The organism is Fictibacillus norfolkensis, from assembly GCF_014836645.1.
GTDB lineage: Bacteria > Bacillota > Bacilli > Bacillales > Fictibacillaceae > Fictibacillus > Fictibacillus norfolkensis.
This window is the reverse complement of the sequence record NZ_JACSQM010000001.1, coordinates 142,144-155,838: the sequence shown is the minus strand read 5'-3', so window position 1 is coordinate 155,838 and position 13,695 is coordinate 142,144. Positions and strand designations below refer to the sequence as shown.

Here is a 13,695-nt window from a genome sequence, read left to right as displayed (position 1 = left end):
CCCAAAGCGGAGAAGTTTTTTCTTTGTTGTTTATACTAAGTAGACCTTGAATGTAGTTGATTTCCGCTTCAGGCTGCTCGCTTTCCTCGGGGCAGGCGGTGAGCCCCTTGCCGCTTTGCGCCGTTAAGGGTCTCACCTGGCCGCTTGTCCTAGCCTAGAGTCTCGCATCCTTCTGCTCCAATCAACTTGTCAAAGAAGTTAATTAAAAAATAACAAAAAGAATCCCTTTTTTGGAAGGTGATTTTGCACACTTTGTTTAAAAAATCAAAGTACTTGAGTTCCGCACACACTTGCTCGCTTTCAGAGATGTGTCATTAGATCAACGTGTCAAATACTTCATAAGTACCAAACTCGTAGAAAACAGCCTTTGTCTTTCTAGCCATACAATTATAATAGAGGTGAGCTTATTATGGTAAATAAAAAAGAGGTAGTACGCGCACTGGAACAGATTGCTTTGTACCTTGAGATCTTAGGTGAGAATTCGTTTAAAGTTTCCGCTTATCGTAAAGCAGCCAATGCTCTTGAGAGTGATGAGCGAACGATGAATGAGATCGGGGACGTATCAAAACTAAAAGGAATAGGCAAAGGAACAGCTTCTGTAATAATTGAAATGATAGAAAAGGGCGAGTCGGAACTTTTAGTAGAACTTCAGGAAAAAGTACCATCTGAACTGATAACACTGCTGCAGGTACCTAATCTTGGTGGTAAGAAAATCGCTAAACTTTATTCCGAGTTAGGTATAACGAATATTGAATCTCTAAAAGAAGCATGTGAAAATGGTAAAGTAAGAGAATTGGCAGGGTTTGGTGCTAAAACAGAAGAAAAGATTTTAGCATCGTTAAAAGATCTTGGGAAAAGACCAGAGAGACTTCCTATAGCATACATGCTGCCCATTGCAGAAAAAATAGAATCTCATTTAAAAAGAATGAACAGTATTGAAAGATACTCTAGAGCAGGAAGTTTAAGACGATATCGTGAAACGATCAAAGACTTGGATTTTATTATTTCAAGTGAACATCCGAGTGAAGTGAAGAAGCAACTCTTGAAACTCGATGGAGTTATCGACGTGATTGCAAGTGGTGATACGAAGGTTTCTCTCGTACTCGATGAGAAACTCTCTGTATCCGTAGACTTTCGTATCGTACAACCTCATCAGTTTGCTACTACACTGCATCATTTTACAGGCTCTATGGAGCATAACGTTAAAATGCGTCAGCTTGCAAAGGCAAGAGGCGAAAAGATCAGTGAATATGGTGTAGAAAATATAGAAACTGGTGAAATTCTTACATTTGACACGGAAGAGGATTTCTATGCTCATTTCTCGTTAAGCTGGATACCGCCTGAAGCGAGAGAGTCTGGAGAAGAAATAGAGCTATTTAAAGATGGTCATGACCTTATTCAGTTATCCGATATAAAAGGAGATCTTCATCTGCATTCTACTTGGAGCGATGGGGCGTTCTCGATTGAGGAAATGGCTGAGGAAGCACGAAGCAAAGGCTATGAATATATGGCGATTACAGATCATTCTCAATATCTACGAGTAGCAAACGGTCTAACTCCTGAGAGAGTGCGCATGCAGAGACAAGAGATTAATAAGTTAAATAAAAAGTATACCGATTTCAAGATACTTGCTGGAATCGAGATGGATATTCTGCCAGATGGTACACTTGATTATGATGATGAATTGTTAGAAGAAATGGATTTTGTCATTGCAAGCATCCATTCTGCGTTCTCTCAAGATCAAAGCAAAATCATGGATCGTTTGAAGACGGCGTTAACACATAAAAAAGTTGATCTGATCGCCCACCCAACAGGGCGTTTGATCGGACGCAGAGAAGGATATGACGTGGATGTTGAAACCCTGCTGCAGCTTGCTTATGAAACAGGTACCGCTGTTGAGTTGAATGCAAATCCGAATCGCCTGGACCTTGCACCTGAATGGCTTAAGAAAGCTCAGGAACTTGGGGTTAAGGTAGCGATTAATACAGATGCACATTATAAAGACACGATGAAACATATGGAGATTGGAGCAGCGGTTGCCCGAAAAGGTTACATTCGAAAAAGCAATGTGTTAAACACAATGACTTTAAAAGAACTCGAAACCTATTTAAACCGTAGATAGCTCTAGGTCCTGGGATCAGGAGGAAAGAATATGCAAGAAAAAATGCTGCGTGTTTTAGAACTAAAAAAAGTGATCGATCGTCTAAAAAAGCATGCAAGCTGCTCACTTGGACTGAAAAGAATCGATTCTTTAATGCCATTTACAGCCCTTGAAGAAGTAAACGAAGCTCAAGATGCTACAGATGAAGGGGTAAAAGTTCTCCGATTAAAAGGACAAGTTCCATTCGGAGGGATCTTTGATGTTTCGCCAAATGTTAAGCGGTCAAAGATTGGCAGTCTGCTAAACGAAGAAGATTTGATGGATATCGCTTCTACTCTTTATGGTGGAAGACGGTTTAAGCGATTTATCGAGGGCTTGGTAGAGGATGGAATTGAACTGCGCATCTTAAAGAATGCAGCAGAAAACATCATTCCTCTTCATGAGCTAGAACAAGGAATTAAAAGCTGTATTGATGACAATGGACATATGATGGATAGCGCTAGTCCAGAACTTCGTGCGATTCGTCAGCAGTTGCGTACGTTTGAGACGCGCGTAAGAGAAAAGCTGGAATCAATCGTCAGATCATCCAGTTATCAAAAAATGTTATCTGACTCGATCATAACGATTCGTAACGACCGATTCGTTATTCCTGTAAAACAAGAGTACAGAGGTAATTTTGGCGGAATGGTTCATGATCAATCAGCGAGTGGAGCAACTTTGTTTATTGAACCTCAATCTGTTATGACGGTTAATAATCAAGTGAAAGAAGCAAAAGCGAAAGAAGCGCGCGAAGTAGAAAAGATTCTAAGAGAATTAACTGCTGAAGTCGCGGAACATGCTGATGATATTCTGTTGAACGTAGATATTTTAGCAGAGATGGATTTTATTCTAGCAAAAGCTAGATTCTCCAATGAGCTAAAATGTACGCGTCCGATTATGAATGACAAAGGTTTTATTTCACTGAATAGAGGCAGACATCCTCTGCTCGATCAAGAAACGGTTGTTCCAACTACTGTGATGTTAGGTGGCGAGTATCAATCACTCGTCATAACAGGTCCAAATACAGGTGGTAAAACGGTTACCCTTAAAACTATCGGGCTGCTTACACTTATGGCGCAATGTGGCCTTCAGATTCCTGCTGGAGAAGAATCAGAAATGGCAGTCTTTAAGAATATCTATGCTGACATTGGTGATGAACAGTCTATTGAACAATCACTGAGTACATTCTCTTCACATATGGTTAACATCGTAGACATCTTAAACAAGATTGATTTTGAATCCCTCGTTCTCTTTGATGAACTTGGAGCAGGGACTGATCCTCAAGAAGGTGCAGCCCTTGCTATTTCGATTCTAGACTTTGTCTTTGCGCGAGGAGCACGTGTCGTAGCGACAACCCATTATAGCGAGTTAAAAGCATATGCATACAACCGACCTGGTGTTATGAACGCTTCTGTAGAATTTGATGTGCAGACGTTAAGACCTACATATCGTTTATTAGTGGGAGTGCCAGGTCGAAGTAACGCGTTTGAGATCTCTAAAAGACTCGGGCTCCGTCAAGATATCATTGATTCAGCTCGTTCTCAGATCAGTGAAGATGAGAACAAGATTGATAATATGATAAAGTCTTTAGAAGATAATCGTAAAAAAGCAGAAAAAGAGATGGAAGAAGCAGAGAACAGAAGAAAAGAAGCAGAGTCTATTAAGGGTGACCTAGAAAGAGAACTCGAACTGTTTCAAAATGAAAAAGATCGATTGTATGAAAAAGCAAAGCAGGAAGCAGAAAAGGCGATTGAAAAAGCACGTGAAACAGCAGAAGAGATCATTCATGAGATTCGTGAACTTCAAAAATCGGGCGGACAGATCAAAGAACATAAACTGATTGAAGCGAAAAAGAGATTGGAAGAAGCTGTTCCAAAATCAAAAGCCAAAAATAAGAAGGTAAAAGCTGTATCAACAAAACAAGAGTACGTTCCAGGTGACGAGGTAAGAGTGCTTACTGTAGGTCAAAAAGGGCATATCGTTGAAAAAGTAAGCAACAATGAATACCAAGTTCAGATTGGAATCTTAAAGATGAATGTATCTGAAAAAGATTTAGAGTGGGTAAAACAAAGTAAACCGAAACCTGAACCGCGTTCATTCGTAAAAGTATCAGGAAACTCTGATTCTTCTCGTCCTGAACTTGATCTAAGAGGGAAAAGGTATGAAGATGCGATGCTAGAGGTGGATCGATATCTGGATGAAGCACTTCTAGCTGGATTTAACCAAGTGTATATCATCCATGGTAAAGGGACAGGTGCACTTAGAAAAGGTGTTCAAGAGCTGTTGAAAACACATCGAAATGTTAAATCCACTCGTATGGGTGCAGCTGGTGAAGGCGGAGGCGGAGTAACAGTCGCTGTATTGAAATAGTATAGGGAATTAAACCAAGCCGTTTACAAAGGGGTATTGTTGAATGGATTTTATGAGTAACGCTTTTATTAAAACAGCAGCTAACTATAGCGTTGTCGTGCTATGTCTAGTCGTCTTTTTGGCTGTGTTTGAACTGGTTACGCGTTATAAAAACTGGGTCGAGATCAAGAAAGGGAACTTTTCCGTTGCTATGGCTACTGGCGGGAAAATTTTTGGTATCGCCAACATCTTCCGTTACTCGATCGCTCAAAATGATTCCATACTAATGATGATAACGTGGAGTGCCTATGGATTCATCCTGCTCTTGATCGGTTATTTTATCTTCGAATTCTTAACCCCAAAGTTTCAGATCGATAAAGAGATCGAAAACGATAACCGAGCAGTGGGTTTCATATCGATGATCATCTCAATTGGTTTATCATTTGTAATCGGTGAAGGAATCGAATAGCTGAAGGGAAAAGATATGGAAACGTTATTTAAAGTGTTGTTTGTATTAAGCGGAGTTTTTATTGCTGCAGGACTTATCTACTTATTTTTCTTTGCGTAAGTCTCAAAACCAGTTCTCAATTCGGAGAGCTGGTTTTTATTGTTTTCTTATAGACTGTTCTTTAATTGTTATTAATCTTTAATGATTACTAAAAAGAATGTTCCTTTTATTGTTTCTATTTTCTTCTGTGCGAATTGATTGTAGCGTAAGGTTGCCGACTCCTGCGGGACAGGCGGGCAGGTGAGACACTTAAGAGTGAAACGTTAAGAATGTGGCTCACCGCCTGCCCCGCGGAAAGCGTGCAACCTGGAGCGGAAATCAACTACTTTCAAATCCTACGATGAATTCGCAACATAAAGATTTTTGGCTTATGCCCAAATACTATTTTTAGAACCGTATTATTTAATTATTTATAATTTTTAAAAAAGTATATAAAATTGTATGCGTTTTCAATATAATAGGAATAAAGATATAGAAATTTTGAAGGAAGGCGTGAATTAAAGGAGGAGATGCAAGTGGAAAGACGGTGGCTCAACAGTTACCCTAGTGAGATTCCGGGACATCTTGATTACGACAGCAAACCTTTATTCGCGTATTTAGAATCAGCAGCAGAAGAAAAAACAGATAAAACTGCTGTACACTTTTTAGGAAAAACATTAACATTCGGTGAGCTTCATGAATGCAGTTTACGCTTCGCGCATGCTTTAACATCCCTTGGTGTAAAAAAGGGTGATCGTGTTGCCATCATGCTGCCCAACTGTCCACAGGCAGTAATCGCCTATTACGGCACGCTTTTTATAGGCGGAATCGTTGTACAGACAAATCCTCTTTACACGGAGAGAGAATTACGCCATCAGTTATCTGACAGCGGGGCAAAAGTCATTGTAGGATTAGATCTTTTGTTTGGAAGAATCTCAGCCGTTCGAGGAGATACGAACATTGAACACATCATCATGACCTCTGTGAAGGATTATCTGCCTTTTCCTAAGAATTTGATCTATCCATTTATTCAAAAGAGGCAGAATCCAACAGTAGTCGTTGATATTACGTACAATCATGAAGTTCATTCGTTTAAAGATCTGCAGAAGCGCTCTCAACCAGTAAAGCCACAAGTAGAGGTGGACCCCGATGAGGATCTTGCCCTGCTGCAGTATACTGGGGGTACAACAGGGCCAGCAAAAGGTGTGATGCTGACTCACAAGAATCTAGTCACGAATGCGTTACAGTGCAATACTTGGATGTATAAAAACAGAGAGGGAAAAGAAAAAATTCTCGGTGCTCTGCCTTTCTTCCATGTATATGGGATGACGTGTGTAATGAATCTTGGCATCATAACGAGAGCAGAGATGATCATTCTTCCGAGGTTTGATCCAGCGCAAGTTTTGAAGACGATTCATAAGGAACGACCAACGCTATTTCCAGGCGCTCCGACAATGTATATCGCCCTTCTGAATCATCCAGATTTAGAAAAATACGATCTTTCATCCATTCAAGCATGTATAAGCGGTTCAGCTGCTCTGCCGCTTGAAGTGCAACAAAAATTCCAAGCAGTCATTTCAGGATCGTTAGTAGAAGGGTATGGACTTACTGAGGCTTCACCTGTTACTCATGCGAATCTCATTTATGGAGATCAGGTAAGAGGCAGTATCGGGTTACCTTGGCCAAACACTGAAGCAGCAATCATCTCAGCTGAGACAGGTGAATGGGCAGAGCCAGGTGAGATCGGAGAGTTAGCTGTAAGAGGACCTCAGGTTATGAAAGGGTATTGGAACCAACCCGAAGAAACCGCATCTGTATTCAGAGAAGATTGGTTGATTACAGGGGATATGGGTTATATGGATGAAAAAGGTTACTTTTACATCGTGGACCGCAAAAAAGATTTGATCATTGCAGGAGGATTTAATATTTATCCTCGTGAAGTAGAAGAGGTTTTATATGAACACGAAAAAGTAAAAGAAGCTGTAGTAGTCGGTGTGCCTGATGCATACAGAGGAGAGACGGTCAAAGCTTTTGTTGTTTTAAAGGAAGGGGCAGAAAGTACGGAAGAAGAGTTAAATAAATTCTGCCGGGAACATCTTGCATCCTTTAAAGTACCTAGGCTTTATGAGTTCAGACAAGAGCTTCCTAAGACGATGGTAGGAAAAATCTTAAGAAGAGTTCTTTTGGAAGAAGAACGTGAGAAGGCAAAACAAAGCTCGTAAAAAGCTGCCACCTGGCGGCTTTTTCTATGTGAAAATATCACTTTGCAAAAATGAAAAAACGTTATCTTCAAGTTAAACTTGTAAAATGTATAGAAAAAATGACATAATGAAATTGACAGAAAAGAAAGATTTGTTTTACAATTATGAATGAACAATCATTCATTTTTGAAAAGATGATTGTGTTATACAAAAAGAGGCGATAGAAATGAAACGTAAAGGTCCAAAATATGAAAAAATAATTGATGCAGCTGTAAATGTAATCGCGGAGCACGGCTATCATCAATCCCAAGTTTCAAAGATAGCGAAAGAAGCAGGTGTCGCTGACGGCACCATCTATCTATATTTTAAAAATAAAGAAGATCTGCTTGTTTCTGTTTTTAATGAGAAGATGGGGACCTTTATCGAAAAAACAGAAAACGAGCTGAAAAGTAACGATTCAGCGATTGAGAAGCTTAGAATTCTTGTTGAGATGCACTTTAAGCAACTGACTGCTGATTTTGAACTATCAATCGTAACTCAGCTAGAACTTAGGCAGACAAACAGACAACTTCGTGCAAAAATCGGTGAAGTATTAAAGAGGTACTTAGATTTAATCGATTCTATCTTGAAGGACGGAATGCATGAAGGTGTTTTTGTTAAGAACATGGATTACAGATTAGCTCGTCAGATGATCTTTGGAACAATTGACGAAACAGCAACAAACTGGGTGATGAACGATCATCGATATGATCTTCCTGCTCTTGCTGGTCCCGTACATCAGATGCTTGTAAACGGTCTGTCCGTACGGTCTGTAAATCCAGATGATTGATTTTCAAATAAGGAGGGAATGCGAAGTTGGAATTCTTACAAATTGAAAAACAAAATAAAGTGGCTACGATCAAACTTAATCGTGCGCCAGCCAATGCATTATCAACGGGAGTAATCGCGGAAATCGACAAAGCACTCGATCAGATCGAAAATGATAACGCGGTTAAAGCAATTGTTATTTTAGGAGAAGGACGTTTCTTTTCTGCAGGTGCTGATATCAAAGAGTTTACAGAAGTTACTGATGAAAAAGGTTTTGCAGAGCTTGGAAAAAAGGGACAAGATGTTTTCAACCGAATCGAACAGTTCTCAAAACCAGTGATCGCTGCGATTCATGGGGCAGCGCTTGGTGGCGGTCTTGAACTTGCGATGAGTTGCCACATAAGACTTGTGGCCGAAGATGCGAAACTTGGTCTTCCCGAGCTCACACTAGGACTGGTTCCGGGATTTGCAGGAACGCAAAGACTGCCACAGCTTGTAGGTGTACCTAAAGCTTGCGAGATGCTCCTTTCAAGTAAGCCGATCTCAGGAAAAGATGCTGTCACATTTGGTTTAGCAAACAGCTCTTATCCAACAGAAGAACTTTTTGAAAAGGCTTACAAAATGGCTGAAGAATTTTCTATGAAAAGTGCCGTCTCCATTAAGTACACATTAGAATTGTTGAATTATGCGAGACATGGACTCTATGAAAAAGGTGCAGAGAAAGAGCAAGAACTGTTCGGAAAAGCTTTTAAAAGTTTCGATGGGCAAGAAGGAATCTCAGCATTTATTGAAAAAAGACAGCCTGAATTTCAGGACCGATAACTAGGAGGGTAACGATGAACATTTTTGTTATTTTAAAACGTACTTTTGATACAGAGGAAAAAATTTCGGTTTCAAACAACAAGGTCTCTGAAGATAGTGCAGAATTTATTATTAATCCATATGACGAATATGCGATCGAAGAAGCGATCACATTAAAAGATGCCCACGGTGGCACTGTTACGGTTGTCACGGTTGGAGACGAAGATTCTGAAAAAGAACTTCGCACAGCACTGGCTATGGGAGCAGATCAAGCGGTTCTTATCTCAAACGAAGACTTGGACAGCCAAGATCAATTTACGACTTCGTCAGTTTTGGCAGCTTACTTTAAAGATAAAGAATACGACATTATTCTAGGCGGAAACGTTGCGATTGATAACGGTACTGGTCAAGTTGGACCGCGTCTTGCAGAACTATTAGATATTCCACACGTAACAACGATCACTAAGATTGAAATAAACGGTACGACTGTAAACATCGAACGCGATGTTGAAGGAGATCTTGAGAAGATCGAAACATCTCTTCCATTATTGGTAACAGCACAACAAGGATTGAACGAGCCGCGTTATCCTTCGTTGCCAGGGATTATGAAAGCAAAGAAAAAGCCTCTTGAAACGCTAGAGCTAGATGATCTTGATATTGATGAAGATGAAGTTGAAGCGAAAACAAAAACTGTAGAAGTGTATCTTCCACCTAAAAAGGAAGCTGGAAAAATCCTAACAGGTGAAACACCAGAGCAAGTAAAAGAACTTGTATCTCTGTTAAGAAACGAAGCGAAGGTAATATAAGGAGGAGTCATCATGGCAAAAAAAGTTTTAGTACTTGCAGAATCCCGTGACGGTGCATTACGTAATGTTTCATTCGAAGCAATTGCAGCAGCAAAAGAAATTTCTGGCGGCGGAGAAGTGTTCGCAGTATTATGTGGTGACTCTGTTCAGTCGTTAGCAGCAGAATTATTTCACTATGGAGCTGATCGTGTACTCACAGCGGAACATGAGAAGCTAGCGAACTATACTCCAGATGGTTATTTCCAAACGTTAAAGCAGATTATCGATGATGAAAGCCCTGAAGCTATCGTGTTCGGACACACATCTTTAGGAAAAGACCTTTCTCCAAGACTTGCAGCTCGTTTAGAATCTGGACTGATCTCAGATGTTACTGGACTTGAACAAGCTGGTGAAAACACTGTGTTTACTCGTCCAGTTTATTCAGGAAAAGCCTTTGAAAAGAAATTAATCTCTGATGGCCTTGTATTCGTTACGATTCGCCCGAATAACATCGCACCATTAGAGAAAGATGAATCTCGCTCTGGTGATGTAACATCTGTATCTGTTGACATCAAAGACTTAAGAACGATTGTTAAAGAAGTTGTTCGTAAAGCGTCTACAGGCGTAGATCTAGCGGAAGCAAAGATTATTGTTGCCGGTGGTCGAGGCGTTAAATCTGAAGATGGTTTCAAACCTCTTCAAGAACTTGCAGATGTACTTGGTGCAGCTGTAGGAGCTTCACGTGGTGCTTGTGATGCGGACTATTGTGATTATTCATTGCAGATTGGTCAAACAGGTAAAGTTGTCACCCCTGATCTGTATATTGCTTGTGGAATCTCTGGAGCTATTCAGCATCTAGCTGGGATGTCCAACTCTAAAGTAATCGTTGCGATCAACAAAGATCCAGAAGCTAGTATCTTTTCAGTAGCAGATTACGGAATTGTTGGTGACCTTTTTGAAGTCGTTCCATTATTAACAGAAGAGTTTAAGAAAGTGTTAGTATAATAGAATGTAAAGAATGAAAACGTCCGTTTTTCTGGACGTTTTTTTCAATCATGTAACGAGGAAGGTGTATGATGACAACAATTGCATTCATTCGTCACGGTGAAACCGATTGGAATACTGAAAAAAGAGCTCAAGGATGCAAGGATATACCGCTTAACAATAACGGAAAGTATCAAGCAGAACGTTTAGCAAAAAGATTTGCAGATGAGAAATGGGATGCTATATATGCCAGTCCACTACTCAGAGCATATAAAACAGCTGAGGCAATTAGCGGAATTACGGGTCTAAACGTGTTGGCTGATGATAGACTTCGCGAGATCTCATTCGGAGAGACAGAAGGTACCACTGAAATCGAACGAGTCGAACGCTGGGGAGAAAATTGGATGGAACTTGATCTAGGCAGAGAACCAAATGAAGATGCAGATACTAGATGGAAAGCAGCCCTAAACGACATTGTTCAAAAGCATAATGGCGAGAAAGTTCTGGTCATCACTCATGGAGCATTGCTTGTAAGGATCTTCAAAGAGCTTCTGCAAGACGATACTGATCGCTGGTACGGACTTAATAACACGTCATTTTCGGTCTTTAACCTAAAAGCAGAAAACGATTGGAATTGTGAATTATTTAACTGTCAAAAACATCTTGAAACGAGTGCAACAATATAACGTTTGTCGAATTAAAAACTTGGGTACCATAAACGTGAGCAAACTATTAGCAACTGAAACATTTGTGAGATATACTTTGTTTACACTTTGTTATTTAAAAGGAGGGCCAAATAAATGGCTATTGTTAATGCATCAGATCAAACATTTAATACAGAAACGAACGAAGGTTTAGTACTTGCTGACTTTTGGGCACCATGGTGCGGACCTTGTAAAATGATTGCTCCTGTTCTTGAAGAAGTAGATCAAGAAATGGAAGAAGTAAAAGTAGTTAAGCTTGATGTTGATGAAAACCAAGAAACAGCTGGTAAATTCGGAGTTATGAGTATTCCAACTCTACTTGTTTTCAAAGACGGTCAAGTGGTAGATCAAGTTGTCGGTTTCCAACCGAAAGAAGCTTTAGTTGAACTATTAAACAAACATAAATAAGGTTTACCCAAAAAAGCCCGTTGCTCGGGCTTTTTTTTATGCATTTTACAAAATGCACAATATTTTCTAGGAAATATTGTCGATAAATGAAAATATGTGATATTGAAATCATGGTAGTATTATGATCAGGTTGATACATGATATGATAGTTGAAAAGACTGCTGAGAGTGAAAGGGGGAAGAAATTGACCTCTATTTCTGTAAAACAAAAATTAATGTTGCTACCAGATCAACCCGGCTGCTATCTTATGAAGAATGAGTTCGGGAAAGTTATTTATGTTGGTAAGGCGAAAGTGTTAAAGAACCGTGTTAAGTCTTATTTTTCTGGGACACATGATGGCAAAACACAGAGACTTGTAAGTGAGATCAGAGATTTTGAATACATTGTAACTTCTACTGAGATGGAAGCATTAGTTCTAGAGATGAATTTAATAAAAAAGCATGACCCTCGATATAACGTGATGCTAAAAGATGATAAGAGTTATCCATACTTAAAGATTACGGCTGAAAAACAGCCACGACTTCTGTATATAAGGAAGATTAAGAAAGACGGCGGAAAATATTTTGGTCCGTTCGTGAACGCTTATGCTGCCCAAGAAACGAAAAAATTATTAGATCGTATATTTCCGCTCCGAAAGTGTGACACGATGCCTAAACGGGTGTGTCTGTATTATCATATCGGCCAATGTTTAGGTCCTTGCGTGTATGATGTAACTGAACAAGAAAACAAGAAGATGGTTGATGGCATCGTAAGATTTCTTAACGGCGGTTATCAGGATGTTAAAAATGAGTTATCGGAAAAGATGCTAGAAGCCTCTGAAGCATTGAACTTTGAACGCGCAAAAGAGCTTCGAGATCAGATACAGCATATCGAAGCTGTTATGGAAAAACAAAAGATGATGACGGCAGATTTAGTCGATCGAGACGTGTTTGGCTACCATTTTGATAAAGGATGGATGTGTGTACAAGTCTTCTTCATCAGACAAGGTAAAGTGATCGCCCGAGATATTTCTGTCTTTCCGTTTTATGGAGAGGCGAATGAAGATCTATTGACCTTTATTGGTCAGTTCTATCTGCAAAAAAATCACCTTTTGCCTAAAGAAATCCTGCTTCCTCAGGAAGTAGATGCTAATCTTGTATCGGAACTTCTTCAAGTAAAAGTATTGCAACCAAAAAAAGGACAAAAGAAAGAGCTAGTAGAGTTAGCAACTAAAAACGCATCTTTAGCTCTTCACGAAAAATTTGCCCTGATTGAACATGATGAAGCGAGAACGATCAAAGCCGTTGAGAACCTTGGCGAAAGAATGGGAATTGCTGCTCCTTATCGTATCGAAGCGTTCGATAACTCGAATATACATGGAACAGATCCTGTTTCTGCGATGGTTGTTTTTGTTGATGGTAAACCTTATAAAAAGGATTATCGAAAATACAAGATCAAATCTGTAGAAGGACCAGATGATTATGCTTCTATGAAAGAAGTTGTTCGCCGCAGATATACAAGAGTGTTAAGAGAAGAAGGAGAACTTCCTAGTCTAATTCTGATCGATGGCGGAAAAGGGCAGATATCAGCCGCTCAAGATGTGTTAGAAAACGAGCTTAACTTATTTATTCCTGTAGCAGGTCTATCGAAAGATGAAAAGCATAGAACCTCACAGCTATGGATCGGTGATCCTCCAGAGATGATACACCTCTCTAGAAACAGTCAGGAATTCTATCTGTTGCAACGAATTCAAGATGAAGTTCATAGGTTTGCGATCTCTTTCCACCGAAAAGTTCGCTCTAAAAGTATGTTTGAATCAACATTAGACAACATTGCGGGTATCGGTGACAAACGGAAGAAGATGCTTCTTCGCCATTTTGGATCATTAAAGAAGTTAAAAGAAGCTTCTGTTGATGAAATTCAAGCAGCAGGTGTACCTAAACCAGTGGCCGAGCTGATAGAAAAAGCATTTTTATCAAATGAGTAGTTGCAGCCATTGAGTAACTTTGTTAAAATGAATCCAACTTTATAAATATGCCATGCTTCGTAT

The 13,695-nt window shown here is 39.7% G+C and carries 11 protein-coding genes; all 11 read left to right on the top strand.

Annotated elements, in window-relative coordinates:
* Positions 1-409: 409 nt before the first annotated feature.
* The 11 genes from polX to uvrC all read left to right on the top strand — a co-directional run bounded on the left by polX (position 410) and on the right by uvrC (position 13,632).
* The gene (gene polX / locus H9648_RS00745) at positions 410-2,122 is read left to right on the top strand and encodes a DNA polymerase/3'-5' exonuclease PolX (protein WP_225218666.1); all 1,713 of its coding nucleotides are present in this window, start codon (positions 410-412) and stop codon (positions 2,120-2,122) included.
* Between the two features lie 30 nt (positions 2,123-2,152).
* Positions 2,153-4,510, top strand: coding sequence for an endonuclease MutS2 (locus H9648_RS00740; RefSeq protein ID WP_191751900.1), 2,358 nt, complete (start codon positions 2,153-2,155; stop codon positions 4,508-4,510).
* 43 nt (positions 4,511-4,553) lie between these two features.
* Positions 4,554-4,958 (top strand): DUF350 domain-containing protein, encoded by a 405-nt coding sequence (locus H9648_RS00735; protein WP_144698713.1) that lies wholly within the window; start codon positions 4,554-4,556, stop codon positions 4,956-4,958.
* A gap of 548 nt (positions 4,959-5,506) precedes the next feature.
* On the top strand, positions 5,507-7,198 hold the full coding sequence (locus tag H9648_RS00730; protein ID WP_191751899.1) for a long-chain-fatty-acid--CoA ligase: 1,692 nt from the start codon (positions 5,507-5,509) through the stop codon (positions 7,196-7,198).
* A 205-nt stretch (positions 7,199-7,403) separates the two neighbouring features.
* Entirely contained in the window at positions 7,404-8,006 is a 603-nt protein-coding gene (fadR, locus tag H9648_RS00725; protein ID WP_144698717.1) for a fatty acid metabolism transcriptional regulator FadR, read from the top strand.
* Between the two features lie 26 nt (positions 8,007-8,032).
* On the top strand, positions 8,033-8,806 hold the full coding sequence (locus tag H9648_RS00720; RefSeq protein WP_191751898.1) for an enoyl-CoA hydratase: 774 nt from the start codon (positions 8,033-8,035) through the stop codon (positions 8,804-8,806).
* Between the two features lie 14 nt (positions 8,807-8,820).
* Positions 8,821-9,591, top strand: coding sequence for an electron transfer flavoprotein subunit beta/FixA family protein (locus H9648_RS00715; RefSeq protein ID WP_191751897.1), 771 nt, complete (start codon positions 8,821-8,823; stop codon positions 9,589-9,591).
* Positions 9,592-9,603: 12 nt separating this feature from the next.
* Positions 9,604-10,575, top strand: a complete 972-nt coding sequence (locus H9648_RS00710) for an electron transfer flavoprotein subunit alpha/FixB family protein (protein ID WP_191751896.1) — start codon at positions 9,604-9,606, stop codon at positions 10,573-10,575.
* Positions 10,576-10,643: 68 nt separating this feature from the next.
* A complete protein-coding gene (locus H9648_RS00705) occupies positions 10,644-11,240 on the top strand; it encodes a histidine phosphatase family protein (protein ID WP_225218665.1) in 597 nt (198 codons plus the stop codon).
* Positions 11,241-11,354: 114 nt separating this feature from the next.
* Positions 11,355-11,666, top strand: a complete 312-nt coding sequence (gene trxA, locus H9648_RS00700; protein ID WP_137788705.1) for a thioredoxin — start codon at positions 11,355-11,357, stop codon at positions 11,664-11,666.
* 142 nt (positions 11,667-11,808) lie between these two features.
* The gene (gene uvrC, locus H9648_RS00695) at positions 11,809-13,632 is read left to right on the top strand and encodes an excinuclease ABC subunit UvrC (protein ID WP_191751895.1); all 1,824 of its coding nucleotides are present in this window, start codon (positions 11,809-11,811) and stop codon (positions 13,630-13,632) included.
* Positions 13,633-13,695 lie beyond the last annotated feature (63 nt).

What these genes read in the sequence shown, in the direction of transcription:
- polX (WP_225218666.1), top strand. Translation starts at nt 410, where the DNA reads ATGGTAAATAAAAAAGAGGTAGTACGCGCACTGGAACAGATTGCTTTG.
- H9648_RS00740 (WP_191751900.1), top strand. Translation starts at nt 2,153, where the DNA reads ATGCAAGAAAAAATGCTGCGTGTTTTAGAACTAAAAAAAGTGATCGAT.
- H9648_RS00735 (WP_144698713.1), top strand. Translation starts at nt 4,554, where the DNA reads ATGGATTTTATGAGTAACGCTTTTATTAAAACAGCAGCTAACTATAGC.
- H9648_RS00730 (WP_191751899.1), top strand. Translation starts at nt 5,507, where the DNA reads ATGCAAGTGGAAAGACGGTGGCTCAACAGTTACCCTAGTGAGATTCCG.
- fadR (WP_144698717.1), top strand. Translation starts at nt 7,404, where the DNA reads ATGAAACGTAAAGGTCCAAAATATGAAAAAATAATTGATGCAGCTGTA.
- H9648_RS00715 (WP_191751897.1), top strand. Translation starts at nt 8,821, where the DNA reads ATGAACATTTTTGTTATTTTAAAACGTACTTTTGATACAGAGGAAAAA.
- H9648_RS00710 (WP_191751896.1), top strand. Translation starts at nt 9,604, where the DNA reads ATGGCAAAAAAAGTTTTAGTACTTGCAGAATCCCGTGACGGTGCATTA.
- H9648_RS00705 (WP_225218665.1), top strand. Translation starts at nt 10,644, where the DNA reads ATGATGACAACAATTGCATTCATTCGTCACGGTGAAACCGATTGGAAT.
- trxA (WP_137788705.1), top strand. Translation starts at nt 11,355, where the DNA reads ATGGCTATTGTTAATGCATCAGATCAAACATTTAATACAGAAACGAAC.
- uvrC (WP_191751895.1), top strand. Translation starts at nt 11,809, where the DNA reads ATGATAGTTGAAAAGACTGCTGAGAGTGAAAGGGGGAAGAAATTGACC.